This is a genomic window from Streptomyces sp. MJM8645 (assembly GCF_001625365.1).
Taxonomy (GTDB): Bacteria; Actinomycetota; Actinomycetes; order Streptomycetales; family Streptomycetaceae; genus Kitasatospora.
In genome coordinates this window covers 1,185,110-1,208,702 of sequence record NZ_LJJF01000002.1, presented here as the reverse complement: position 1 = coordinate 1,208,702, position 23,593 = coordinate 1,185,110, and the positions used below count along the sequence as shown (strand labels likewise).

The window sequence follows — 23,593 nt, the reverse complement described above, 5'->3', positions numbered from 1 at the left end:
GGTTCGGTGTAGTTGAGCCGAGCCGGGGGAGGGCGCCCCGGCGAGGAGGATGCGCGCCCGCCCCGGAACGATCATTTCGGGGAGGCGGCCTGCACCGATCAGTCGAATGGGTGATCGGTGCCTGTGGAATCTCCGGGGCCCCCGGTCACTCCTGGCGACCTCATGTGTTGCGGACCGTGACCGGGTGGGTGAGGGTCGCGCTGGGGAATCCGTGCGGCGCCGACGGCTTGCGGCCGCCGCTGACCTGTCAGGAGCAACGGATGTCGCACGTCTCCCGGCGCCGCGCCATGTGCGCGCTGCCGCTCGCCTGTCTCGCCCTCGCCGGCCTGCCCGCCGGAGAAGCCCCGGCCGTCGCGGAACCGGCGGCCTCGGCCCTCGCGGGGCCGGCGGCGCCGGCCGCCACGGCCCAGCCCCGTTACGGCCAGACGCCCGGTTCGTACTCCTACTGGACCATCGCCGGCGACACCGTCCTCACCGACGTCACCTTCCGCAACACGGTGGTGACCACCCCTGGCGACGGCGACGTCTTCTGGTCGAGCCAGTTCAACTTCGACGGGAACCTCTCCTACATCGGCTTCCAGGACAAGCAGCAGAACGACGGCCTGTTCAACTGGTCCACCTGGGCCGACACCGAGCTCCAGTTCGCCGACGGCACCCAGGGCTCGCACTGCTGGAACAGCACCGGCGAGGGCCAGCACCTCCAGTGCGCCAACAGCACCGTCAACCAGGGCCGCCCGGTCACCGGCCACACGTACGCCTTCCAGGTCCGGATCGACCCCGCCACCCACTGGGTGACGGCCACCGTCACCGACGAGACCGCCGGCACCTCCTTCGTCCTCGGCTCGGTCCTGCTTCCCAAGTCGCAGCAGATCAAGCACGACTGGAACAGCTGGGTGGAGTACTTCGACTGGAACAGGCCCGCCTACGCCTGCAACGACAACGCGTACTCCGAGAACCGCTGGGGCCCGATGACCGGCAACGGCGGCACCCTCACCGCCACCAACACCGGCACCTCGACCAGCGGCGCCTGCGACGACATGATCCGCCAGCGGAAGCAGCCCGACGGCACCCTGCTCACCGAACTCGGCCTCGGCCAGTCCGCCCGCTGGCCGCTCCGGTTCGCCAACGGCGCCTGCCTCGACCGCGGCGGCGCCAACGGCGCCATCAGCTACCGCTGCGCCACCACGCCCAACGCCAACCAGCTCTTCGTCTTCGCCCGCGACGGCAGCCTGCACACCGCCCAGGGCAACGAGTGCCTGGCCGCACCCGCGGCCGTCGGCGGCCAGGTGGTGCGCGCCGCCTGCGACGGTTCCGCGGCCCAGCGGTGGAGCTACGACGGTGCCCGCCATGCCGTGGTCAACCCCGCCGGCTGGGCGCTCACCTCCAGCACCGCGGGGCGCAACAGTGACCCGGTGACCGCGCGGCCCGCCGACGGAAGCCCTGAGCAGACCCTCACGGCGGTCGTGCGGACGGATGCCTAGCCTTCCTGTCCCGTGAGGTCGGGGGTTACGCGCAGGTGGCGGCTCACGTCGCCGACCAGGGTGAGGCGGACCCGGCGCTCCGCGAACTGCCACTGGCCGTACCGGAGTTCGAAGCGGTCGTGGTATCGGCCGGCGGCGATGGGCTGCAAGGGGAAGTCGGCCCGGCCGACTTCCCACTCCGGTGCACCGGCCAGGTTCGGTGCCGTCCGGTGCGGTGGAGCCCAGTCCGGTGCGGTGCGGTGCGGTGTGAGGCGCGGCTCGGCCCGAACTACGTCGGATGACGGACGCGGGCGCCCGGGGTCGCCACTAACCTGCTCTGACGCAACGTCATGCACCAGGCGGCGATGGGAGAACCGATGAGTGAGCAGGAAAACCGCAAGAACATCGTCCTCGTCCACGGCGGGTTCGTGGACGGCTCCGGTTGGCAGGGGGTGTATCAGCGGCTGACCGGGGCCGGGTTCCGGGTGAGCATCGTGCAGAACCCGACGCTGTCGCTGGAGGGCGACGTCGCCGCCGTCCACCACGTCCTCGACGGCCTCGACGGATCGGCCGTCCTGGTCGGCCACTCCTACGGCGGCGCCGTGATCACGGAGGCGGGCAACCACCCGAAGGTGACGGGCCTCGTCTACATCGCCGCGTTCGCCCCCGACAAGAGCGAGTCGGTGGGCACCCTGATCGCCGACCCGGCGCCCGGCGCCCCGGTGCCGCCGATCCTGCCGCCCAGGGACGGCTTCCTCTTCCTCGACCGGGACGAGTTCGCCGCCTCGTTCGCCGCCGACGTCCCCGCCGAACTGGCCGCCTTCATGGCCGACTCCCAGGTCCCCTGGGGCGTCGACGCCCTCAACGGTGCCGTCTCCCAGCCCGCCTGGCGCACCAAGCCGAGCTGGTACCTGGTGGCGGCCGACGACCGGATGATCCCGCCGCCCGCCCAGCACGCCATGGCGGAGCGGGCCGGGGCCAGCACCTCCGCGGTGTCCGGCAGCCACGCCGTCTACGTGTCCCGGCCGGACGCGGTGGCCGACTTCATCCGGCAGGCCGCCGACAGCTGACGGCGCGGCCGCCCGATCCGGACCACCCGACGCGCGGGCGGCGAACGGGCCGTCGGCCGCCCGCGCCCGTCCCTGGTTCCGGCCGAGGCCGAGGCCGAGACCGAGGCCGCTGCCGTTACGGTCGTCGCCGTGGGCGGATCTGGATAATCACTGGTCAGGCCGTCTGCGGCGGGCTAGCCTCGCTGCTCGTGACTGACTGGTACAAGATCTACTCTGACGCATGTGCGGTGCCCCCGGGCGGCGATCTGGACGAGCTCACCGCAGAACTGGCGGAGTGTCTGCGGGATCCGGACCCGGAGGTGCGCGACGGCTACCCGTACGTCGTGTTGCGGACCTGGATCGAGCGCGACGTCATCGACGGCGACCGCCGGATCCGCCTGGGCGATGACATGGCGGCCCGCTTCGCCGCCGGTTCGCCGATTCAGGCCCGCACGTTCGCGCCGCTGGTCCTGGACATGATCGTCAGCCGCGGGGACCTCCGCCAGGAATGGCTGGACGCGTTCACCCGCTGGTACCCCGCAGAGAGCGACCTGCGCGGACACGACGCGCAGCTGGGCTGGCTGCACGCCGTGGCGCACGGCGCCGACTTGCTCGGTGCCCTCGGCCGCCACCACGATGTCGAGCCGGTCGAGATGCTGGACCTCGCGACCGCGCGGCTCCTCGCGCCCACCGACTACCTGTACGCCGAACGGGAGGACGACCGGCTCGCCCGCGCGATCGCGCTGACCCTCACCAACCCGAAGCTCACCGCGGACCAGTCCGTCGCCTGGCTCGACGACATCGGCGCCGACTTCCGGGCCGTGGCCCGGGGCACCACTCCGACATACGTGTCCAACGCACTGCGCACCCTGCGGATGCTCTACCTCCTCACCGACCTCGGTGTCCCGCCGCAGCCGGGGCAGCCGCCTCGGCAGGTCCCGCATCGCGACGCGGTCAAGCGGCGGCTCGTCGAAGTGCTGGCGGACGACGCGAAGTCCATCGGCTGACAGCCCCACGCCGCGAGGTGCCCGGGCCGGGCTGATCGGCGGGCTGCTGGCACTGGAGTTGGGGCTGCCGGAAAATTTTTCTTCCGGGACCGATGAGTTCGGGCGGTGGTGGCGGTCATACCTGGGAAAGCAACGACAGCCGACCGGGGAGACCTGAGATGTCCAGCACCGCTACCGCCACCGCCACTGCTACCGCCGCTACCAACGTCACCACCACGGCCACGAAGTCCAGCAAGGCCGTGATCCGGGTGGTCTGGACGCTGCGGATCCTGCTCGCGCTCTTCTTCGCCGTGGCCAGCGCGCTGCCCAAGCTGCTCGCGATCCCCGCCGCCACGACCGTCTTCGACGCCATGGGTGTGGGCCACTGGTTCATGTACCTGACCGGGCTGGTGGAGCTGGCCGGAGCGGTCGGCCTGCTGGTCCGCCGGCTGGCCGGGCCGGCAGCCATGGCGCTGATCGTCTTCCTGGTGTTCGCGTTCGTCACCCAGCTCACCGCGATGCACGGTGAGAACGCCGGGACCCCGTTCATCTTCATGGTGCCGCTGGCCGTCATCGCCTGGAACCGGCGCGCCGAGACCGCCGAGCTGCTCGGCCGCCGGCGCTGACCGGGTGCTTGCGGGGTCTTGGCCGCACTTTGTGCCGGCCGTCGGTGGGAGGATTTGAATATGATCCGGCCGCTGGCGTCAACGCGCTTGGTGTGTCAGGTAGTTGTGGTACGTTCCGTGGCCTAACCACAAATAGGTGACCCCGGCAGCGCGCCAACGCTCCGGGGTCCGGCAACAGGAGCGAACCTCCCGATGCGCGTCCATCGTAGCGCCCACGTGCGCGATTTCACCGTGCTGCCCAACACCATGCTGCAGTACCGGCGGCTGTCCTACACCGCTCGCGGTCTGCTCGCCGACCTCCTCTCCCGCCCGGACGGCTGGCGCGAGGACGGCCGGCACATGGCCGACACCAGCCCCCAGGGGCGCGGCGCCATCCGCAAGGCGCTCAAGGAACTGACCGAGGCGGGCTTCTACCGGGTCGAGAAGATCCGGATGCCCGACGGCACGATCATCACCGAGACCCACGTCTACGACACCCCGCAGCTCACGGCGCTCGCGGTGCTCGCCGCGCCGGGTGCCACCCGTCCGGCGCCCGGTGAAGCGACCACCGGCGGCGCTGACGCCCTGGTAAAGAACCCGGCGAAAGAACCCACCCACCCCTCCCGGCAGTCCCGAGAACCCGTCAGCACCCCGGGGACGGAAAGGCGGGAGGAAGCCGCCGAAGACGACGCGCCGGACGAACAGCTCCGCGACGCGGTCGCCACCCTGTTCCGAGTCATCCGCCCCGAACCACGCCTGCACCTGGGCGAGGCCGAAGCACGTGAACTCGCACCCCTGGTCGCCCGATGGCTCGAACGCGGCAGCACACCCACCGACCTCGCCCAGGCCCTCCTGCCGGGCCTGCCCGCCCCGGTGTACTCAGCGGTCGCGGTGCTCCGCTACCGCCTGGAGCGCAAGATGCCGCCCGGCCGGGCCGCTGTACGGCCCGCAGCGGCCTGCTACGCCGAGTGCGCCCAGTGCCACGACCCTGTCCCTCAACCCGGCATCTGCCGCGCGTGTGCGGGCCTCGTCAGCCGTCCTGCGGGCGACAGCCGCACGACGGGAATCGCCTCCGCAGGAGCAGCGCGGGTCCGGGCCTCGCTCGCTGCCGCCAGAGCCGCCGCATGGGCACCGGCCGCCGTCGCGGCCAGGTGAAACGCCGGCCGGTTCCGGGCGGGGTGGAACCGGTATTCGGGCCGTGCGGGCCGGGCACTCGTCGGGCGACTTCTGGGCTGGCATCCGGGTGAAATGGGGCGGAGTCGCCTGGCGCGAATGGAAGCCGGGTTCGACGCTGCCAGAATGCAATTTCCCTGAAGGCCACCTGCACAGGCGGTGCCGCCGGACAGCTGGAGCAGAACATGCGAATCATTCGACCACGCAACAGCCCGGAAGAAGCGGCCGGTGGAGGTGCAGCGCGTTTTCCGTGGACGCTGATGTACCACTCGGTGGCGTCAACGAGTGAGGATCCCTATCTGATTACCGTCGACCCTGCACGCTTTCGCCGCCAGCTGCGCTGGCTGTCCGCCCGCGGGCTGCGCGGGGTGTCGGTCGGCGCCCTGATGCGCTCGCACCGGGGCGGCAGCGCGGCGGGCATGGTCGGGCTGAGTTTCGACGACGGATACCGCGACTTCGTGGAGGAGGCCATGCCCGCGCTGGCGGAGTACGGGTTCACGGCGACGGTCTACGTGGTGGCCGACCGGCTGGGCGGATACAACGACTGGGACCGGCAGGGCCCGCGCAAGCCGCTGATGACGGCGTGCCAGGTCCACGAGGCCGCCGCCGCCGGGCTGGAGATCGGCTCGCACGGGCTGACGCACCGGCGGCTGGCGGGCCTGGGCGCGCGGGAGCTGGCGGCCCAGGTCGCCGACAGCCGCCGCGTGCTGGAGGACCTCACGGGGCAGGAGGTCGAGGGATTCTGCTACCCCTACGGTTCGCTCGACGCCGCCGCGGTGGAGGCGGTGGCGCAAGCCGGCTACGGGTACGGGTGCGCGGTCAGCCCCGGGGTCCACAGCGGGGTGTACGCGCTTCCCCGCTGCTACGTCGGTGACCGGGACGGGCCGCTGCACCTGGCCGCGAAGCTGGTGCGCGACCGCTGGCGGCGCTGACGGCCGGCGCTGACGGCCGACGCTGACGGCCGACGAGGACCTGCCGGCGACGAAAACCTGCCGGGCACCGCGGAGTGCGGTGCCCGGCAGGTCGGCGGGTGGTGGGTGGTGGGTGGCGGCGGCAGGTCAGTGGGTGGTGGTGGCGGGTTCCAGATGCAGCCAGGACTCGTGCCACAGCAGGGCGCAGCGGCGGTCGCAGCCGGTGGCGAGCGGTTCGCCGCCGCAGCGCAGGCCGTTGAGGATGAACCAGCGGCCCTTGGTGGGGTGCTGCCACCAGGCGAGGGACCGGTGGCGCAGTTCGGTGGCGCTGTGGCGGGTGTCGGCGTGGAGCTCCATGCCCGGCTGGAAGGGGACGCCGTCCAGCCGCCCGTCGGGGTCGAGGGTGGCGCGGATCTCCGGGAGGCTGCGTACGGTCGCCCAGAGGGCGGCGGGCCGGGCGGCGGGGACCGGCGCGGGGGCGGGCTCCAGCCATTCGTCGCGGAACAGCAGGGCGCAGTCCAGTCCGCAGCCCTGGGCCCCGTCGGCGCCGTGGCAGGTGGCGCCGGCCAGGGCGACGGTGCCGGACAGGCGCCGCACCCGGTAGTGGTCGTCGATCATGCGGCGCACGATGCGTTCGACCTGGTAGACGCCGCCGCAGAACGACCACTGGCTGCGGGTGAACCACAGGCCGCGATGGCGGTCCTTGGCATCGAGGGTGGCGCGCACCGTGGCCTCGTCCTTCACCCGGACCCAGTCCCCCTCGGTGAAGCGGGAGGGCCGGCCGGGCGTCGGGACGGCGTCGCGGCGCTCACGCAGGCCTTCGCGGACGATCCGCGCGCGGCGCACGACACCGAGCGGGGGAAGGTCGCGCAGGGGGAGGCTCTTGTACTGGCACCGGTTCGCAGCGGTTCCACAACGCAGCTCCGTGGTACGGGTGAACCATGATTCCTCGACGGCCATCAGTGAAATCCCATCGGGTCGGAGATATCGGCACAGGCTAGCGCACCGTGACTTTTCCGCGCTGGCCCGCAGGACCCTGTCGACACCATGTCGAGAGAAATAGCACTAGACGCATTAAGAGCCTTCTAGAGTGAAAGATCGGCGTCGCCGAGGAATCCCCGTTCATGCTCGTGTAATGTTTCCCTTGTTGCCGCGGTGGAGTGGCTGAGTGGCGAGGCGACGGCTTGCAGGGCCGTTTAGATGGGTTCGATTCCTATCTCCACCTTTTCTTTTCGGTGATTTCGCCCGTATTCCTGGCCTGGGAATTGTCCGGGTTCGCGCCCTGATTCATGCTGAGGGTGCACTCGTCTTCTTCTGCGGCGTGCCAGCTGCCGGGCGCTGGTTGCCGGGCATGTCGGTACCGTCCCCTAGGCTCTCGGCGACTCGAGAGACAGAGAAGGGGACTGCCGTGGAAGACCCGACGGGCATCACAGCGCTGGCCGAGATCCTCCCTGCGGATCCCGGCGCCGACGAGCAGATCGACTGGGCGGCGGCCGAGGCGCGGTGGGGCACGCGGCTTCCGCGGGACTACAAGGCCTTCATGTCGGTGTACGGGGGCGGTTCCTTCAACGAGGTCTGCGTTCTGATGCCGCTCCCCAAGGAGTACATCCAGTGGGACCCTGGCACCTTCGAGGAGGAGACGGAGAACGCCCGCTACACCTGGGAGATGCTGGACGGCCAGGAAGGCCTCGACATCGACCCGGACCACATCCTCGCCTGGGGGGTCACCTCGGGCCCGGACATCCTGTGCTGGCTGACCACCGACCCGGATCCCGACAAGTGGCCCGTCCTGGTCTGCGGCCGCCACACCCCCGACGACTTCACCCTGTTCCCGTGCGGCATGGTCGAGTTCCTCCGCAAGCTGCTCCTCGACGAGTTCGACCCCTACCCGCTCAGCATCGACCTGCGCGGCGCCTCGCCGCGTTATGTGCACTGGTTCGAGCAGCAGCGCCGGTGGAAGGCCGGCCTCGACCCCGTCAGCGGCGAGTTGCGGACGACGACCTTCTGAAACGGTGGCAGCGGGCAGCGGGCAGCGGGCAGCGGGCAGTTCGCGGGCTCCGGAGCGGCCACCGCGCCGAGGATCCATAGGTGCGACCTTCTGGTGGCCGCCGTAGAACCGGCCCTCGATGCCGAACCTGCCAGCGTCGGCGGCTTCCTGGTTCGGCGGCGGGTCAGTCCTCGGCCGGGACCTCGACGGCTGCGCGGATGTCCCGGGCGCGGTCGGCCAGTTCCTGTGGGGAGCTCTCGCCGGTGCTGTCGACGACGATGCCGACCGTGCTGCCGTCCGCCCACACGCAGGTGGTCTCGGACGTGGACGGGTAGGTGAGCACCGCACACTCGAACGCGCCGCCGAGGGGGCCTGTCGGGTAGTCCTGCCGTTCCGTCACCGTGTCGTTGAACACGTCCGAGGCCGCCAGCCGTCCGAAGTACTTGTTCAGTTCCCGCTGGGGCTCCGCGAAGCTCCCGGTCAGTCCGACCAGCAGCAGCGTGGTCTTGGACGATCCGGTCGTGCCGTAACCGCCCACCGTCAGCTCCCGGTACGGGCTCAGCGCCCTGATCCGCTGATGGTAGCCGGAGCGTGCCGTCTGGACCGAACCGTCGTCCGGCAGATGGACCTGGTCCCCGATCCGGTCTGGCAGCGCGATCCGGTGCCGCGGCGGGGCGCCGGCGCCTGTCACGGCGGCCACCACCAGTGCGGTCAGGAGGCCCACGGCCAGCGTGGCCGCCACTACGGCCTTGAGGGACAGCCTGCGGTACCAGGGCAGCGGGGCCACCGGCTCCAGGGTGTTCGCCCAGATGGCCTGGAGGCCCTGGGGCTTCTCGGCGGGCCGGTCGGTCGTCTGGTCGGTGGTCTGGCCGGTTTTCTGGTCGGTCACGTCGTCTCGGTCGTGGGGTTCGTGGAGTTGGTGGAGCAGGGGAGGCCGGTTCGGGTGGTGCGGGGGTGGTCAGGTCCTGGGGGCCGGGTGGAGCCAGTGTGGTCCTGTGGTCCAGCCCAGGAGGCGGCGGCCGGCGTCCGCGTCCGCGGCGCCGCCGCGGGCGGCCTGGCGCAGGCCGGCCAGGGCGGGGGCGAGACGGGCCGCGACGTGGGCGGGGTGGCGGGCGGCCTCCCCGCGCAGTCCGGCGATGACCCGGGCCTGCGCGGCGGGTTCGCACAGGGAGAGGTGGAACACCAGCTGGCGCCACGCGTACGCCGCGTCCTTGATGGTGGACAGCGGCCGCGGGTTGTCGTGGATCCGGGCCGTCGCGTGGCACACGGTGGTGAAGCTGCGCCAGGCCAGGTCGTCCCAGCCCGGCTCGGGGCTGATGCCGACCCGGGTGACCAGGGTGGCCAGGTTGTGGGTGGTGAGGATCTGGGCCTGCTCGATGATCTTCCCGTTGGACGCGACCGACCATCCTCCGGACACCTCGGCGCGCTGCGCGCACAGCTCGGTGAACCCGGGGGAGGAGCGGGGGCGTCGGCCGCGCGCTGGGGCCTTGCCTGCCTTGCCCGCCTTGCCCGCCTTGTATGCCTCGCCCGCCTCGGCGGTTGCGAGGTCGTGGACGGCCGCGTAGTCGATGGCGTAGTAGCGCTCGTACAGCGTGCCGCTGAGCAGTTCCGCGGCGGCCCGGGCCGCCGCCAGGTACTTCGGGGTGAAGGTGCCCGTGAAGATGTCCGCCGCCAGTTCCTCCACGAACGGTGCGTCGAGCTTGGCCTGCCGGGCGAGCACGCCGAGTTCGCGCACCAGCGGGTTCGGCAGGAGCGTGCCGGGGAACGCCTGCACGGCCAGTTCGCCGAGCTGGTGCAGCGCGGTACGCGCGGGTGCGCGGCCGTCCTCGCCGACGCGATGTCCGGCCACCGCCCGTACCCAGGGCAGTTCGTCGACCCGCACCTGCCCGGTGAGGTCGCTCAGGAGCAGCGAGCGGCGGTTGCGGAACGCCCGGTAGTTCGCCGCCATCAGGGTGCGCAGCGTCTCGTCCGGGTAGGACTGGGAAGTGGTCACGGCGACGAGCTGCGGGACCAGTTCGGCCAGGACCTCGGCCGAGGGCACCATGCCGCGTTCCACGAGCGTGTCGAGCGGGGCGCTGAGCGCGGCCTCGACCACCTGCCGGATCGCTGCGGGCACCGGGGTGCCTGCGGGGAGGCGGGTGTTGCCAGTGTGCGCTTCGTGCGCCGAGACGTCGGCGACCAGCGGGGCCACGTCGGCCACGCCCGTCTCCTGGCGCAGCCCGGAGAGGCGGCGCAGCACCAGCTGGGCGAGGTCGTGGTGCGACGGCTGGGCCGCCTGTACGGCCTGGCGGGTGCGCAGTTCGGTGTGCCGGTCGGAGCCCGGCCGGCCGCGCCGGCGCACCATGGATGCCACCGCGTGCCGCAGCAGTCCGAGGTGGCGCGCGTCCAGCGGCCGGCCGGCGGCGGTCTCCGCCAGGGCGCCGCGCAGGATGCCGAGGTTCTCCTTCGGATCGCGGTGCTTGGTGCAGCGGGTGTGGGCCGCGGCGAGTTCGTCGTAGCGGCGGAGCAGCATCGCGCCGCGCTCCAGCCAGGCGCTGTCGGGCGTACGCTCCAGCACCCGGCCGGCCTCGGCGGTCTCCAGCCAGTGGGCCAGCAGTTGGTCGCCGAACGGCTGCCAGACGGTGAGCGCCTCGCGTTGAGCTTCCACGGCGGCGTTCGGCCGCCGGCCCGTGAGGGTCGTGACGGCGTCGCCGACCGTGCGCCGGTGCACCGCCTCGGAGTCCGGCGCGGGCAGCGCGGACGGCCGGGGGGTGAAGCGCAGCCGGTCGGCGAACGGCTCCAGGACGTCGACGAGTTCCAGCGCGCCGGCCGCGTCCCCGGCCCGCACGAGCCACGCCACCGTCAGCAGCGCCGCCTCCTCCGGCACGGCGGTCTCGTAGTGGCCGCTGTCGAGCAGGTCGTACAGCCGGGACAGGCCAGGCTCGGTGAGGCAGTACGCGAAGAGCGCCCCGCGCTCGGCCGCCACCCCGGCCAGGGCCGCAGCCTCGCACTCGTACGGCTGGAGCGGGCCCTCGGCGCTCGCGGCGGACGTGGCGAAGCCGCCCCGTACGACCTCGGGCGTCACCCAGGCGGGCAGTCCGGCCACCGGGGTGCGCGAGCCGATGGTCAGCCGGCCGTCGGCGATGCCGGCGAGCACGGCGTGCCAGCGGGCGACCCGGGCCTCGGCGCTGCGCCGGGTCTCGGTGCTGCGCCGGGTCCCGGCGTTGGTGTGGGAGTCGGCCGGTGAGGTCAGGAACGCCTGGGCCAGGGCCAGTTGGCGCTGCGGGTAGTGCGCGGATGTCCCGGCCCCGGCGGGGCGCTGCTGGTCAGCGTTGTCGTCCATAGCCGACGTGGCAGGTTCCGCCCCTGCGCCCTCCGGGTCCAGAGCCCGGCGCTCTGCTGCTGAGCTACACGTCGATGGGCGCGAGACTATGCGTCCGGTCGGCGGCCGTGCAACGTACTTTCGCTGCCTCCGCCGGGCTCGCGGCGTAGCCTGGCACTTCGGGTGCCTGATGGGGGGAGCCGCCGTGTCGATCGAGTTCGTTCGCCGCCTGGACGGTCTGGTGTACCACTTCCGCGCGGACGGCGTGTTCAACGGCAGGCCGTCGTACAAGCGGCTGGACCTGGACGTGTGGTGCCGGTGGCTGCCGGAGCGGGGCTGGTGCACCGTCGGCGCCGACGGGGTCGCCAACTCCGGGCCGCTGGCGGGGCGGACGGACGACCGGGAGCTGATCCCTCCGCTCGGCCCTTGGCGCAGTTGGAAGGCCGGCAAGTCGTACCTCTACGATCTGCGCCGCGTCGACGATCCGGGTGGTAGCGGTACTGCTGGTGCTGATGGCACTGATGGCACTACTGGCGGTACCGGCGTTACTGCTTGACAGGGTGCGTAATACTGTAACGCGCATCCCAGCAGCTCGGAGCACCACATGCACCCCTTCCTCGACCACCCCGGGCCGCTCGCCTTCGCGCACCGGGGCGGTGACCTCGGCCACCCCGAGAACTCGCTCGCCGCCTTCGCGGCCGCCGTCGCCCTCGGGTACTGCTACCTCGAAACGGACGTGCACGCCACCCGCGACGGCGTACTGGTGGCCTTTCACGACACCCGCCTCGACCGGGTCACCGACCGCACCGGGGCGGTGGCCGAACTGCCCTGGGACACCGTCAGGCAGGCCCGGATCGGCGGCACCGAGCCCGTGCCGCTGCTGGAGGACCTGCTCGACGCGTTCCCCGGGGCCCGCTTCAACGTCGACGTCAAGGCGGCGGCCGCCGTCGGGCCGCTGGTCGAGACGATCCGCCGGACCGGCGCCTGGGACCGGGTCTGCGTCGGCGGCTTCTCCGACAGTCGCCTCGCCGCCGTCCGCGCCGCCGCGGGCCCCCGACTGGCCACCTCGCTCGGCCCGCGCGAGGTGGCCCGGCTGCGGCTGCGTTCGCTGGCCGGGCCGCTGCTGCGGGGGCGCGGGGCGGGGTCCGGGACGCGGTTCGGGGCGCCGTTCGCAGGGGTGTGCGCGCAGGTGCCGGAGCGGCACCGGGGCGTCCGGGTCGTCGACCGGGCCTTCGTACGCGCCGCCCACCGCCTCGGCCTCCAGGTTCACGTCTGGACTGTGGACGATCCCACACGGATCAGGGCTCTCCTCGGCCTCGGTGTGGATGGCATCATGGCCGATCGCATAGACGTCCTGCGGGACGTCCTCGGCGAGCGCGGCTGCTGGAGCGACGGCAGCACCGGCTCCAGCACGGTGATGGGAGCCCCATGACGAGCACCACGGACAACCTGCCGGACCGTCGGCCGGACGATCTTCCGGACGGCCCGCCGGAGCGCGCGGCCGCCGCCGCCGACGACAGCGCCCTGCGCCGGATACGGTTCGGCTGGTACATCAACGACTGGGCCAACGCCGCCTTCTCGGCCACCGTCCTGACGGTCTTCCTCGGGCCGTACCTGACCACCGTCGCCAAGAACGCCGCCGACGCGGCCGGCGACGTGCACCCGCTCGGACTGTCGGTGCGCGCCGGGTCGTTCTTCCCGTACACGGTCTCCTTCTCCGTGCTGCTCTCGGTCGCGGCGATGCTGCTGACCGGTACGGTCGCGGACCGCACCGGGCGGCACAAGGAGCTGATGTGCGGCTTCGCCTACGTCGGCGCGGTCGCCACGATGGGGATGTTCCTCCTCGACGGCGACCGCTACCTGCTCGGCGGCGCACTGCTGGTGGTCGCCAACATCGCGTACGCGGTGTCGGTCGCCCTCTCCTACGCCTACCTCCCCGGCCTGGCCACCCCCGACGAGCGCGACGCGGTCTCCTCCAAGGGCTGGGCCTACGGCTACGCGGGCGGCGGACTGCTGCTGATCGCCAACCTGGCGCTGTTCCAGGGCCACGACGCGCTCGGCCTGTCCTCCGGCACCGCCGTGCGGATCTGCCTGGCCTCGGCCGGCCTGTGGTGGGCGCTGTTCACGATCGTCCCGATGCTGCGGCTGCCCTCCCGGGCGGGCGCGGCCCCCGACCGTATCGTCGCCGTGCCCGACCGACCCGCCCCTGCGCCGGACCGGCCCGCCGCCGGCAGCCTGCGTGAACTCGCCCGCACCCTGCGCGGGATGCGCCAATACCCGCTCACGCTGCTCTACCTGGGCGCCTTCCTCTGCTACAACGACGGCATCCAGACCGTCGTCTCCCAGGCCTCGCTCTACGGCAGCGAGGAACTCGGCATGGACCAGACCACGTTGGTCGCCGCCGTGCTCCTGGTCCAGATCGTGGCGATCGGCGGCGCGCTGCTCCTCGGCCGGATCGCCCGCCGCTACGGCGCCAAGCGGACCGTCCTCGGATCCCTGGTCGGCTGGGTGGCCACCCTCGCCCTCGGGTACCTGATGCCCGCCCACCAGCCCGTCTGGTTCTTCGCCCTGGCCTGCATGATCGGCCTGGTGCTCGGCGGCAGCCAGGCGCTCTCGCGCTCGCTGTTCTCCCACCTCATCCCGGCGGGCCGGGAAGCCGAGTACTTCAGCGTCTACAAGGTCAGTGACCGCGGAACCAGTTGGATGGGCCCGCTGGTCTTCGGCCTCGCCTACCAGATCACCGGCAGCTACCGTTCGGCGATCATCTCGCTGCTGGTCTTCTTCCTCATCGGCTTCGTCCTCCTGCTGAAGGTCCCCGTCCGCCGCGCCATCGAGGCCGTCGGCAACCCCGTCCCCGAACGGCTCTGACGCCCCGGCCGGGGGTGCCTACGGTCGGCTGCCGCTTCCGTCGATGGCGTCGCCGTCGAGGGCTTACGAGCCGGGGAAGAGCCGGCCGAGGTGGTAGTGCAGGACCGCCACCGCGTCGTCCGCCGTCCGCTGGCCGAGGAGGACGCTCAGGCCCAGGCCGGCGGAGACCGCCAGGAGGACGACGGCCTCCTGGCGGGCGTCCATGCACGGATCGGTGTCCCCGGCCTGTCGGGCGGCGGTCAACTGGCCGACCAGGAAGTCCTCCATCTCGTTGGGCGCCGAGAGGAACGACTGGCCGGCGAGCGCGGGGTCGGTGATGGAGAGCACCGCGTACTCGGTGTAGACGAGGTGGAAGGTCCGGCTCTCCTCGTCCGTCGGCACGGACTCCAGCAGGACCGCCTCGACGATGTCGCGCGGTGACGCCGCGGGCCCGGCCGCCCCGGCGCGGTCGCGGACCCGCTCCTGGATCCGTTGCTGGACTCGCTCTTGGATCCGTTCGCCCATCCGTGCGGCCAGGCGGGTGAGCGCCGCGAGCAGCAGCTGCTCCTTGGTGTCGAAGTAGTACTGCACGAGCCGCACCGAGACGCCCGCCTCGATCGCGACGGACCGCATGGTGACGGCGTGCAGCCCGGTGTCCGCCGCCGTGCGCAGCAGGGCGTCGATGATGTGGGCCCGCCGCTCCTCGTGATCCACCAGCTTCGGCATCGGGTTCCCTCCAAACGTTTTTATGGTACAAACATACCATCAAGTGCTGCTGCTTCGTGCATTCCGAGCACCGGGAGGGACCATGACCAGGACCAGCGTCGGACACTTCGTCAGCGAGAAAGCCCGAACGAAGTTCCTTGAGGCCTACGACCGCGCGATGGAGCTGTGGCCCGGCCCCCGTCGGGAACTCGATGTCGAAACCAGCTACGGCACCGTCCACGTCCACCACTACGGACCCGACGGACCCGACGGATCCGAAACCGGCGAACCGATCGTGCTGCTGCACGGCCACGCCGGACACCCGTCCAACTGGTACCCGCAGATCGCCGCCCTGGGCGAACACCACCCCGTCTACGCGATCGACACGCTCGACGACCCCGGCCGCAGCGTCCAACGCGCCGTCGCGGCCGGCTCCGAGGAGAACGCGGCCTGGCTCGGCGAGGTCTTCGCCGGCCTCGGACTCGACCGCATCCACCTGGTCGGCCTCTCCTACGGTGGCTGGCTGACCCTCAACCAGGCCATCCACGCACCCGAACGCCTCGCGTCGATCGCACCGATGGACCCCGGCGGCATCGAGAAGGTCCCCGCCCGGTTCTACGCCCACATGATCGGCGGCCTGTTCGGCATGCTCGCCCCGCGGCCGCTGCGCCCCGCGCTCGGACGCCTGCTCGCCAACCCCGCACTCAGCTCGCCGCCCGAGATGATCGCCCCCCTGATGCTCGGCATGCGCAGCTACAAGCCGAACACCCGCCCCGCCGCCAGGCCGTTCACCGACGAGGAACTGAGCTCCATCCGCCTGCCCACCCTCGTCCTGCTGGGCAAGCGCAGCGCCCTGCTCCGCCCGCGCCACGTCCTCCAGCGGGTCACCGCGCTGATCCCGGGAGTCCGGGCCGAGATCGTGCAACGAGCCGGCCACGGCCTCAACCTGGAACGCCCCGACCTGGTCAACGAACACCTGCTGCAGTTCATCACCTCAACCCGGCAGGAGACCCGGAGCTGACGATCGGCCCCCGCCGCCGGGTTGGTGGGTGACGGCGGGCCGTCGTAGGTGAGGAAGATCCCGCGGGTCCTCTCGTGGGAGCGCGGCAGGGCGTGCCCACGCGGACATGATCAAGCTTCCGGTCTGGCATCGTGAGCAGGATCTCGAACTGGCCGAGCAGTACGTCCGTGCGGCCATCAAGATCGGCGACCATCACGAGGAGCTGTTGTGACCACCGCCTTCCCCTCTCCCTCTCCCTCCCCGTCTCCTGAGTTCGCGGCCCGGCTCGCGGCCGACGCTGAATCCGCAGGCATCACCGGCTTCGTCGCCGCCGCCGTGATCAACCACGGAGGTCGGGTCCTGCTCGTGCGTCGCAACCCCAGCGACTACCTGGGCGGCCTGTGGGAGGTTCCCTCCGGGACGGTCGAAGAGGGGGAGGGGATTCTGGGCGCCCTGCACCGCGAGACCAGCGAGGAGACTGGTCTGACGATCCATCAAGTTATCGGCTACGTCGGCCACTTCGACTACTGGAACAGTCGAGGCGGCAACACTCGCCAGTTCAACTTCGCCGTCACCGTGGAGAAGGCCGAGCCCGTCGTCCTCACCGAGCACGACGCCTACCAGTGGGCCCTACCCGGCGAGTTGCCCGAGGTGAGTGACGCCGTGCGCGAGTTGCTCGCTCGCTGACACGCGCCGCGGAGGTCGCGGAAGGGCTGCCCTCGACTGGGTGGCCCTTCTGCTCGTTTCACGCGGTTGAACAGCGTGTTCGCCGACTCGCCACCCCCGAAATGCGGTGTCGCGTTTCCGCCAGCGCCGGTGTCCCGCTCGCGAGAGAGTCGGCGACGGTTCGTGTTCCTGATCGCGGACCTGTTCGTCTGGCACTTCGCGAAAGGCACAGCGCATGCACGTCGTCCCCGGGCTCAAGGTCCTGTACTTCGGAACTCCGGTGGTGCTGATCAGCTCACTCAACGAGGACGGTACGGCGAACCTCGCGCCGATGTCCTCGGTGTGGTGGCTGGGCCAGTCCTGCATGCTCGGTCTCGGCAACAACGGCCAGACCACCGCGAACCTGCTGCGAGAAGGCGAGTGCGTGCTCAACCTGCCCTCGTCGGCGATGGTCGATGCCGTCGACCGGATCGCGCTCACCACCGGGAAGCCGACCGTGGCGGACTACAAGGTGAAGCAGGGCTACCGGTACGAGCCGGACAAGTTCTCGGTCGCACAGCTGACCGAACAGGCGTCGGACCTGGTCCGAGCCCCCAGGGTCGCGGAATGCCCGGTCCAGCTGGAGTGCAAGGTCGTCTCGGCCCACCCCTTCGGCGGTCCCGAGCCGCACGCCACCGCCTTCGAGGTCGAGGTCCTTCGCGCCCATGTCGAGGAGGACCTCGTCATCCCCGGGACGCACTACGTGGACCCGCTCGGCTGGGACCCGCTGATCATGAAGTTCTGCGAGTTCTTCGGCGGGGGAGACAACGTTCACCCGTCGAGGCTCGCCGAGGGCTGGAACATGCCGCACCAGCTCCAGTCGGCGACCGTCTGAACTGCTCTTTTGTTCGTCCTCCTACCAGAGGGTGGCCGGCCCCGAGAGGACCCAGCCGGCGTCGGTGGGCTTGACCCAGAAGCTCAATGACACCTCGATGATCCGTGCGCGGTAGGTGATCTCGACGTAGAAACCGGTGCCTTCGTGGCCCCAGTGGAAGTCCGCGAGATCGAGTTCGCGGAGCCAGGACAAGTCCTGGTCCCACCCGTCGGCAGCAGGGCTGCCGTTTGTCTCGTCCTTGTCCTCGTCCTTGTCCTCGTCGGCGTTCGTCTCGACCGAGCCGGCCCATAGTGACTTGAGCACATGCCGGACCGAGGTGTGATCGACGAGTTCCACGGCCTCGGGGATCCGCTCGGTTCGGAGCAGACTGAAGTAGCGACAGACGACTGCTTCGACGTCGGCTCTGGCAGGGCGCTCCGTCCAGATCTTCACCGTGGGATCTTAAAGGAGCGTCGGACGGATCTCGCCCTCTGCACGGGAAGTCGGCCAGTCCGACTTCCCGTGCTGCGAAAGCCCCATGCGCCGCCCGCGGTTCTTAGCGTCGCTTCAGCGCGCCGGCCCGATCCCCTCCGGGAGGGCGGCCACCACAAGGGCGACGGCTTCCTCCGGCGTCTCGGTGCGCGCGAGCAACTCGCCGTCGTTCCGCACCCCGTACAGCCCCTCGTCGTACGGGCAGATGACGTACCCGATCCGGGCCTTCCTCCTCCAGAACTCCTCGACACTGGTGGAGAACCAGAGGTTGAAGTGGCTGTTGACCGGCATCAGCTGCCGGAGCACCGGCTGGGCGTACGCCGCCGCCAGCAGCGCGTGGGCACGCGGGTGCCGCTTGTACGGCGGGTTGTGGACGCGGTCGAGCTTGACGAGCCACGTCAACTCGACGGCGCCGAACGGCTCCCGCTCGTGGGCGAGGGCCCAGGGCCTGAACCGGATGAACGAGGCGCGCGCCCGGGTCTCCTCAAGCCCCGCGCCGCCCGTCCACGCCGCCGTCGCCGTGACTACCTTCGCCAGGTCCGAGGTCCACCCACAGGCCAGGGGCGCGCGGTAGCCCTGGAGTCTCACCCGGAAGGTCCGCTGCCCCTCGTCGGGCGGACACACCACCACGCGCCGGCCGCTCCCCGCGTCGACGTACTCCGCGAGTCGACCCCACCGCCCGTCCAACTCGGGCAGGGCGAGCCCGAGTTCCTCGGCGGTACGCCTCAGCGCAGCCTGGAGGGCCCCGTCATCGTCCCAGCCACCCTCGCCAAGCCCCGCCTCGAAGTTCATCACCCCAGTCTGCCCGTATCGATGCCGCTCGGTGGCCGTTTCTTTCCGATCACGACTGCCATGGGCTCGGCGATGACGGACGCCTTCGTGGTAGGTGGGCTACCGACCGCGGCGGTTGTCCTCCCAGTCGTCGAACCAGCGGAGCCAGATGGGCGTGCCGACACCGCGGTGCCACTGGTTGCGAGCGGCTTCCTCCAGCTCCGGGGTCGTCAGACCCTCCTCGTGTTCCAGCCAGTCGATGTACCACTCACCGAAGCCGGCCGGTCGTCCCGCATCCGTCAGCAGCGGGTTGAGACGATCGCAGGTCGGCCGCCCGTCGAACCACATGCTGCCGCGGTCCGAACCGCTGACGATGAGCAGGGTGCTGAAGTTGTGGCCATGGCCCGCCAGAAACACACCGCCCGTGACTCGGTCCCGCTCCGCCGCCTCCACGGCCTCGTTCCGAGCGTCCCGGGCGGCCGCGAAGTCGGCAGGGTCGGCATAATCCTCTTCCCGCACGCACTTCTCCCACACCTCGTCACTCGCCGCCAGTGCGGTGTCGTGATCGGGGAACGGCACGTGCAGCCGCTCCAGTTGGGTGTCCGCGTCCCCTGCCCAGTGCCACCCGTGGGGTCCCTGCCGCAACTCCTTGGGCCACCGTCCGCCCGCACTCACCCGCAGCAGGAACTCCCGGTAGTCCGCCGGAAACGTGATCCCGAACTGCCGCTCCGCCTCCACCACCTGGATTTCGGCCAGCGGCGCAGCCAGCTCAGCCCCCGCCCCGCTCCACGCCCGCTCCTCGCGCACCGCGCGTACCCGCCCCCGGACGTCGTCCCAGTCAATGCTCCGCATGATCGGCCAGGATATGACCTCGGCGCTTCAAGGCCCTGGCGGCAGGGGGGTGCTACTGAGGGTGTGATCCAGGCGGTGAGGGATGCTGTGACCTGAATCAGTACAGATATATAGGGAGGTCACAGGTGACAACCCCGCCGTGGTGGGAAGAACTGATCGGCGTCAGCGAGGCCCTGGCGGATGCCGACCGTGCCGACGTCGAGAGCTGGCAAGGCCCTGCGGCGGACACCGTTGAGGAGGACGAGGACGATGTTCCGCCACTGACACTTCGGCTGGGAACTCTCGGGAGGGTCTTCGGTGAACAGTCGGCCGAGTTCACTCCGGAGCAGAGCCGACGGGTACTGCAACTCTTGGAGAGGATTCAGGCGCAGGGCAGTGATGAGGACAGGACGGCTGTTGTCACCGGGTTCTTCGAGGCACTGCTGAACACCTGGGACGAGGGGTTCGACCTCAGCTCTGTCTGGGCGGACGTGGGCCCGAAGTCCCGTGCCTACTGCCGTGCCTGGAATGACTTCACGGGCGTCGAAACACCTGGCTGGATGCGCTGAGCTTGTCGGGTGGTCATGCTCGGAGCCAGAGCCAGAGCCAGAGCCAGAGCCAGACGGCTGCGACGGTGACGGTGTGGGCTGCCGACCCCCCTGGTGAAGGGGGCCGACAGCCCGTGTCGGGTGGACTGGCCCTACTGGCCGAGGAGTCGGGTCGCGTCCTGGGCGGCGAGGGTGAGGGCCTTGTCGAGGGCTTCGGTGTTACGTCCGCCGGCGTTGGCGATGGGGCCCTTGCCGCCGGCTCCGCCGCCGACGGCGCGGGCGGCCGCGGTGAGGAGTCGGCCGGCCTGAGTGCCGGTGGCGTGGAGGCTGCGGGTGATGGCGGCGGCGAGGAGGGCCTTGCTGTTGTGTTCGGTGCCGAGGATGACGATGGCGTGCCCGCTGCCGAGGAGGTCGGCGGTGTTGGTGGCGAGGGTGCGGAGTTCGTCGGGGCCGAGGCTGGTGACGTTCTCGGTGACGATCCGGCCGCCGGGGACGGTTCGGGCGGAGGCGGCGAGTTGCTGGGCGCGGGTGTGTAGCTCGGCTTCGCGGAGGCGGGCGAGTTCCTGTTGGGCGGTGGTGAGGGCGTCGAGGCGCTTGCGGAGGGCGTCGGGGGCGTCGTGTGGGCGGGTGCCGAGGAGGGTGGAGAGTTCTTCGAGGAGGCGGCGTTCGGTGTCGTGGTAGGTGAGGGCGTCGCGGCCGGTGAGGGCTTCGATGCGGCGCAGGTTGGAGCCGACGGAGGCTTCGCCGAGGATACGGACGGGGCCGGCGTCCGAGCCGTGGGGGACGTGGGTGCCGCCGCAGAGTTCGCGGGAGAAGTCGCCGATGTCGACGATGCGGACGTGGTCGCCATATTTCTCGCCGAACAGGGCGGTGGCGCCGGCGGCCTCGGCTTCGGAGCGGGTGGCGTGCCAGATGCGGACTTCGGGGTCGTCGAGGAGGTGGTCGTTGACGAGGGCCTGGATGGTGGCGAGCTGGGTGGGGTCGACGGCGGAGAAGTGGGCGAAGTCGAAGCGCAGGCGGCCGGCGTCGACGAGGGAGCCGTGCTGGCGGGCGTGGTCGCCGAGGGTGCGGCGGAGCATGGCGTGCAGGACGTGGGTGGCGGAGTGGGAGCGGGCGACGGCGCCGCGGCGCGGGCCGTCGACGAGGGCTTCGGCCTGCTCGCCGGTGCGGATCTCGCCTTCGCGGATGCGGACGGTGTGGATGTGGAAGCCCTCCAGGCCGAGCCTGGTGTCCAGGACGTCGAGGAGCGCACCGTCGGTGGTGCGGATGGTGCCGGTGTCGCCGACCTGGCCGCCGGACTCGGCGTAGAACGGGCTGCGGTCCAGGACCAGTTCGAGCGTGCTGCCCTGGTCGGCGCCGGGTACGACGGTGCCGTCGGCGATGAGGCCGAGGACGGTGGCCTCGGTGTCGAGGCGGTCGTAGCCGGTGAAGTCGGTGCGGCCGTGGCGGGAGGACAGTTCGCGGTAGGCGTCCTGGCGGCGCAGGGCCTCGGCGGTCTTGGCCTTGCCACCGGCCTTGGCGCGCTTTTGCTGTTCGGCGAGCAGGGTGGTGAAGCGGTCCTCGTCGACGGTCAGTCCGGCGTCGCGGGCGGCCTCGATGGTGAGCTCGACGGGGAAGCCGTAGGTGTCGTGCAGTTCGAAGGCGGTCTCCCCGGTGAGGGTGGTGGACCGGCTGTCGCGGCTGCGGGTGACGGCGGCGTTGAGCAGCCGGGTGCCCTGGGTGAGGGCGCGGGTGAAGGACTCCTCCTCGGCGGTGACGACCTGCTCGATGAGGCTGGCCTGGCTGGTGAGTTCGGGCCAGACGTCGCCGAGGTTGGCGATGACGCTGGTGGTGGCGGGGGCGAGGACGGGGTGGTCGATGTCGAGCAGGCGGGCGTGGCGGATCGCGCGGCGCATGAGGCGGCGCAGGACGTAGCCGCGGCCGTCCTTGGCGGGCAGGACGCCGTCCGCGATCAGGTAGGCGATGGAGCGGGCGTGCTCGGTGACGACCTGGAAGGAGACCTTCTCCTCGCCGTCGGAGCCGCTGCCCGGGTAGTCGCGGCCGGCGAGTTCCTGGACAGTGGTGAGGGTGGGCAGCAGGAGGTCGGTGCCGCAGACGTTCTCGGCGTCCTGGAGGATCGCGGCGAGGCGGTCGAGACCGAGGCCGGTGTCGATGCTCTGCCGGGCGAGGTCGCCGAGGATCGGGAAGGTGCCGTTGTCGTCGTCCGCGCCGCGCATGGACTGCATGAAGACGAGGTTCCAGATCTCGACGTACCGTTCGCCGTCGACGGCCGGTCCGCCCTCGCGCCCGAAGGCCGGTCCCCGGTCGTAGTTGACCTCGGAGGAGGGGCCGCAGGGGCCGGGGACGCCCATGTCCCAGAAGTTGTCCGCGCCGAGGCGCTGGATGCGCTCGGCGGGCACGCCCATCCTGCGCCAGAGCTGTTCGGCCTCGTCGTCGTCCTGGTGGACGGTGATCCAGAGCCGGTCCTTCTCCAAGTTGTAGCCCTGGGTGAGGAGTTCCCAGGCGTAGGCGATGGCGTCGGCCTTGAAGTAGTCGCCGAAGGAGAAGTTGCCCATCATCTCGAAGAACGTGGCGTGCCGGTTGGTGCGGCCGACGTTGTCGATGTCGGAGGTGCGGGCGCACTTCTGGATGGTCGTGGCGCGCGGGTACTCCGGCGTGACCTCGCCCAGGAAGTAGGGCTTGAACTGGTTCATGCCGGCGTTGGCCAGCAGCAGCGTCGGGTCGGAGGGGATGAGCGGACTGGACGGGACGTGGCGATGGCCGCGCGAGGTGAAGAAGTCCAGGAAGGTGGAGCGGATCTGCGTCGAGCGCATGGCGGTAGGGCCCTCACGGAAGAGTCGCGGAGAGGTGGGGGGGGGTGATCACACGCCGAGCCGGGCCGAGAACGAGGACTGAGTGGTTCTCAGTTCTCCAGCTCGGCGCAGATAGCTCGCGCCCCCACGGTGTAGACCATGACTCCGGTTCCGGTATCCGTCGCTCTGAGGTGGCGCAGCCGACAACGGACGCAACGGCGCGCTGCGACTGCGCCTCCAACGGTAGCGGCTCCGGGGCGCGTTCGCTCGGAGTTGTCCTTCAGAGCCAAGCCGAGAGCACGGAACGGCGATGGCCCGGGCCGCTGAGCGGGCCGGGCCATCGGTCGAAGCGGAGGATGTGAGATTCGAACTCGTGAGGGGGTGCTCCCGGCACGCTTTCCAATTCTCCCGAACTCCGGCCGCCGGGTTCTGTACCCGTTCTGACCTGCGGCGGATCGAACCGTCGGGCGCCGACCGAACCCGGTCGGATGGGGGCGAATGAGACCAGAACTGAGACCAGAGTCATTACTCAGGCCGCGTTGACTGCACCCTTACCGGTGCAGCGCCAGCACACTGCTCAGGGTGCCCGCGACAGATCCCATCAGGATGAGCAGCC

23 protein-coding genes and 2 tRNA genes are annotated in these 23,593 nt (G+C 70.9%); 15 read left to right on the top strand and 10 right to left on the bottom strand.

Annotation, left to right across the window (positions count from 1 at the left end; translation table 11 throughout):
• Positions 1-260: 260 nt before the first annotated feature.
• On the top strand, positions 261-1,481 hold the full coding sequence (locus tag A6F73_RS35620) for a ricin-type beta-trefoil lectin domain protein (RefSeq protein WP_063352460.1): 1,221 nt from the start codon (positions 261-263) through the stop codon (positions 1,479-1,481).
• Here A6F73_RS35620 and A6F73_RS42395 read toward each other — a convergent pair.
• The gene (locus A6F73_RS42395) at positions 1,478-1,630 is read right to left on the bottom strand and encodes a hypothetical protein (protein ID WP_167745906.1); all 153 of its coding nucleotides are present in this window, start codon (positions 1,628-1,630) and stop codon (positions 1,478-1,480) included. The two genes, A6F73_RS35620 and A6F73_RS42395, sit on opposite strands and share 4 nt — an antisense overlap.
• 207 nt (positions 1,631-1,837) lie before the next feature.
• Between A6F73_RS42395 and A6F73_RS35615 the strand changes: the two genes are divergently transcribed.
• From A6F73_RS35615 to A6F73_RS35595, 5 genes are all read left to right on the top strand, one after another.
• Complete coding sequence (locus A6F73_RS35615) at positions 1,838-2,530, top strand: alpha/beta hydrolase (protein ID WP_063352459.1); 693 nt, start codon at positions 1,838-1,840, stop codon at positions 2,528-2,530.
• A 188-nt stretch (positions 2,531-2,718) separates the two neighbouring features.
• Complete coding sequence (locus A6F73_RS35610) at positions 2,719-3,516, top strand: DUF2785 domain-containing protein (RefSeq protein WP_063352458.1); 798 nt, start codon at positions 2,719-2,721, stop codon at positions 3,514-3,516.
• A 158-nt stretch (positions 3,517-3,674) separates the two neighbouring features.
• Positions 3,675-4,121 (top strand): DoxX family protein, encoded by a 447-nt coding sequence (locus A6F73_RS35605; protein ID WP_063352457.1) that lies wholly within the window; start codon positions 3,675-3,677, stop codon positions 4,119-4,121.
• Positions 4,122-4,313: 192 nt separating this feature from the next.
• Positions 4,314-5,255 carry a hypothetical protein gene (locus tag A6F73_RS35600; protein WP_063352456.1) on the top strand — a complete coding sequence of 314 codons (942 nt, stop codon included), beginning with the start codon at positions 4,314-4,316 and terminating at the stop codon, positions 5,253-5,255.
• 290 nt (positions 5,256-5,545) lie between these two features.
• Entirely contained in the window at positions 5,546-6,205 is a 660-nt protein-coding gene (locus tag A6F73_RS35595) for a polysaccharide deacetylase family protein (protein WP_208869253.1), read from the top strand.
• 126 nt (positions 6,206-6,331) lie between these two features.
• Here A6F73_RS35595 and A6F73_RS35590 read toward each other — a convergent pair whose 3' ends face one another.
• A complete protein-coding gene (locus A6F73_RS35590) occupies positions 6,332-7,144 on the bottom strand; it encodes a hypothetical protein (protein WP_063352455.1) in 813 nt (270 codons plus the stop codon).
• 194 nt (positions 7,145-7,338) lie between these two features.
• On the opposite strand from A6F73_RS35590, the gene A6F73_RS35585 reads away from it, so the two are divergent.
• A tRNA-Cys gene (locus A6F73_RS35585) sits at positions 7,339-7,409 on the top strand.
• Between the two features lie 183 nt (positions 7,410-7,592).
• Positions 7,593-8,192: an SMI1/KNR4 family protein gene (locus A6F73_RS35580; protein WP_079136542.1), complete on the top strand. Its 600-nt coding sequence runs from the start codon at positions 7,593-7,595 to the stop codon at positions 8,190-8,192.
• A gap of 163 nt (positions 8,193-8,355) precedes the next feature.
• On the opposite strand, the gene A6F73_RS35575 is transcribed toward A6F73_RS35580, so the two are convergent.
• The 3 genes from A6F73_RS35575 to A6F73_RS35565 all read right to left on the bottom strand — a co-directional run bounded on the left by A6F73_RS35575 (position 8,356) and on the right by A6F73_RS35565 (position 11,567).
• Positions 8,356-9,060, bottom strand: a complete 705-nt coding sequence (locus tag A6F73_RS35575) for a hypothetical protein (protein ID WP_063352454.1) — start codon at positions 9,058-9,060, stop codon at positions 8,356-8,358.
• A gap of 69 nt (positions 9,061-9,129) precedes the next feature.
• Positions 9,130-11,493: a hypothetical protein gene (locus A6F73_RS35570; RefSeq protein WP_063352453.1), complete on the bottom strand. Its 2,364-nt coding sequence runs from the start codon at positions 11,491-11,493 to the stop codon at positions 9,130-9,132.
• A gap of 2 nt (positions 11,494-11,495) precedes the next feature.
• Positions 11,496-11,567 (bottom strand) — tRNA-Gln (locus A6F73_RS35565).
• Positions 11,568-11,677: 110 nt separating this feature from the next.
• On the opposite strand from A6F73_RS35565, the gene A6F73_RS35560 reads away from it, so the two are divergent.
• Genes A6F73_RS35560 through A6F73_RS35550 form a run of 3 tightly spaced genes read left to right on the top strand, consistent with a single transcriptional unit; the run spans position 11,678 to position 14,340 of the window.
• Positions 11,678-12,028 (top strand): hypothetical protein, encoded by a 351-nt coding sequence (locus A6F73_RS35560; RefSeq protein WP_063352452.1) that lies wholly within the window; start codon positions 11,678-11,680, stop codon positions 12,026-12,028.
• 48 nt (positions 12,029-12,076) lie between these two features.
• Complete coding sequence (locus tag A6F73_RS35555; protein WP_063352451.1) at positions 12,077-12,904, top strand: glycerophosphodiester phosphodiesterase; 828 nt, start codon at positions 12,077-12,079, stop codon at positions 12,902-12,904.
• Entirely contained in the window at positions 12,901-14,340 is a 1,440-nt protein-coding gene (locus A6F73_RS35550) for an MFS transporter (protein ID WP_079136541.1), read from the top strand. The genes A6F73_RS35555 and A6F73_RS35550 overlap by 4 nt, the downstream gene beginning before the upstream one ends.
• Positions 14,341-14,403: 63 nt before the next feature.
• Here the strand turns inward: A6F73_RS35550 and A6F73_RS35545 are convergent, their stop codons facing one another.
• A complete protein-coding gene (locus tag A6F73_RS35545) occupies positions 14,404-15,045 on the bottom strand; it encodes a TetR/AcrR family transcriptional regulator (RefSeq protein ID WP_063352450.1) in 642 nt (213 codons plus the stop codon).
• Positions 15,046-15,127: 82 nt separating this feature from the next.
• On the opposite strand from A6F73_RS35545, the gene A6F73_RS35540 reads away from it, so the two are divergent.
• From A6F73_RS35540 to A6F73_RS35530, 3 genes are all read left to right on the top strand, one after another.
• Positions 15,128-16,045 (top strand): alpha/beta fold hydrolase, encoded by a 918-nt coding sequence (locus A6F73_RS35540; protein WP_063352449.1) that lies wholly within the window; start codon positions 15,128-15,130, stop codon positions 16,043-16,045.
• A gap of 207 nt (positions 16,046-16,252) precedes the next feature.
• Positions 16,253-16,711, top strand: coding sequence for an NUDIX domain-containing protein (locus tag A6F73_RS35535; RefSeq protein WP_063352448.1), 459 nt, complete (start codon positions 16,253-16,255; stop codon positions 16,709-16,711).
• A gap of 214 nt (positions 16,712-16,925) precedes the next feature.
• Positions 16,926-17,564 (top strand): flavin reductase family protein, encoded by a 639-nt coding sequence (locus A6F73_RS35530; protein ID WP_063352447.1) that lies wholly within the window; start codon positions 16,926-16,928, stop codon positions 17,562-17,564.
• Between the two features lie 21 nt (positions 17,565-17,585).
• Here A6F73_RS35530 and A6F73_RS35525 read toward each other — a convergent pair whose 3' ends face one another.
• The 3 genes from A6F73_RS35525 to A6F73_RS35515 all read right to left on the bottom strand — a co-directional run bounded on the left by A6F73_RS35525 (position 17,586) and on the right by A6F73_RS35515 (position 19,658).
• On the bottom strand, positions 17,586-17,996 hold the full coding sequence (locus tag A6F73_RS35525) for a hypothetical protein (RefSeq protein ID WP_063352446.1): 411 nt from the start codon (positions 17,994-17,996) through the stop codon (positions 17,586-17,588).
• A gap of 114 nt (positions 17,997-18,110) precedes the next feature.
• Positions 18,111-18,827, bottom strand: coding sequence for a DUF6193 family natural product biosynthesis protein (locus A6F73_RS35520; protein ID WP_159398710.1), 717 nt, complete (start codon positions 18,825-18,827; stop codon positions 18,111-18,113).
• A gap of 99 nt (positions 18,828-18,926) precedes the next feature.
• The gene (locus A6F73_RS35515; protein ID WP_063352444.1) at positions 18,927-19,658 is read right to left on the bottom strand and encodes an SMI1/KNR4 family protein; all 732 of its coding nucleotides are present in this window, start codon (positions 19,656-19,658) and stop codon (positions 18,927-18,929) included.
• Positions 19,659-19,783: 125 nt separating this feature from the next.
• Between A6F73_RS35515 and A6F73_RS35510 the strand changes: the two genes are divergently transcribed.
• Complete coding sequence (locus A6F73_RS35510) at positions 19,784-20,206, top strand: hypothetical protein (protein WP_063352443.1); 423 nt, start codon at positions 19,784-19,786, stop codon at positions 20,204-20,206.
• Positions 20,207-20,337: 131 nt separating this feature from the next.
• Here A6F73_RS35510 and alaS read toward each other — a convergent pair whose 3' ends face one another.
• Entirely contained in the window at positions 20,338-22,998 is a 2,661-nt protein-coding gene (gene alaS, locus A6F73_RS35505; protein ID WP_063352442.1) for an alanine--tRNA ligase, read from the bottom strand.
• Positions 22,999-23,593 lie beyond the last annotated feature (595 nt).

Bases quoted from the DNA above. Each gene is read 5' to 3' on its own strand.
- A6F73_RS35620 (WP_063352460.1), top strand. From the start codon at position 261: ATGTCGCACGTCTCCCGGCGCCGCGCCATGTGCGCGCTGCCGCTCGCC.
- A6F73_RS35615 (WP_063352459.1), top strand. From the start codon at position 1,838: ATGAGTGAGCAGGAAAACCGCAAGAACATCGTCCTCGTCCACGGCGGG.
- A6F73_RS35605 (WP_063352457.1), top strand. From the start codon at position 3,675: ATGTCCAGCACCGCTACCGCCACCGCCACTGCTACCGCCGCTACCAAC.
- A6F73_RS35600 (WP_063352456.1), top strand. From the start codon at position 4,314: ATGCGCGTCCATCGTAGCGCCCACGTGCGCGATTTCACCGTGCTGCCC.
- A6F73_RS35590 (WP_063352455.1), bottom strand. From the start codon at position 7,144: ATGGCCGTCGAGGAATCATGGTTCACCCGTACCACGGAGCTGCGTTGT.
- A6F73_RS35570 (WP_063352453.1), bottom strand. From the start codon at position 11,493: ATGGACGACAACGCTGACCAGCAGCGCCCCGCCGGGGCCGGGACATCC.
- A6F73_RS35555 (WP_063352451.1), top strand. From the start codon at position 12,077: ATGCACCCCTTCCTCGACCACCCCGGGCCGCTCGCCTTCGCGCACCGG.
- A6F73_RS35550 (WP_079136541.1), top strand. From the start codon at position 12,901: ATGACGAGCACCACGGACAACCTGCCGGACCGTCGGCCGGACGATCTT.
- A6F73_RS35545 (WP_063352450.1), bottom strand. From the start codon at position 15,045: ATGCCGAAGCTGGTGGATCACGAGGAGCGGCGGGCCCACATCATCGAC.
- A6F73_RS35540 (WP_063352449.1), top strand. From the start codon at position 15,128: ATGACCAGGACCAGCGTCGGACACTTCGTCAGCGAGAAAGCCCGAACG.
- A6F73_RS35530 (WP_063352447.1), top strand. From the start codon at position 16,926: ATGCACGTCGTCCCCGGGCTCAAGGTCCTGTACTTCGGAACTCCGGTG.
- A6F73_RS35520 (WP_159398710.1), bottom strand. From the start codon at position 18,827: ATGAACTTCGAGGCGGGGCTTGGCGAGGGTGGCTGGGACGATGACGGG.
- A6F73_RS35515 (WP_063352444.1), bottom strand. From the start codon at position 19,658: ATGCGGAGCATTGACTGGGACGACGTCCGGGGGCGGGTACGCGCGGTG.
- alaS (WP_063352442.1), bottom strand. From the start codon at position 22,998: ATGCGCTCGACGCAGATCCGCTCCACCTTCCTGGACTTCTTCACCTCG.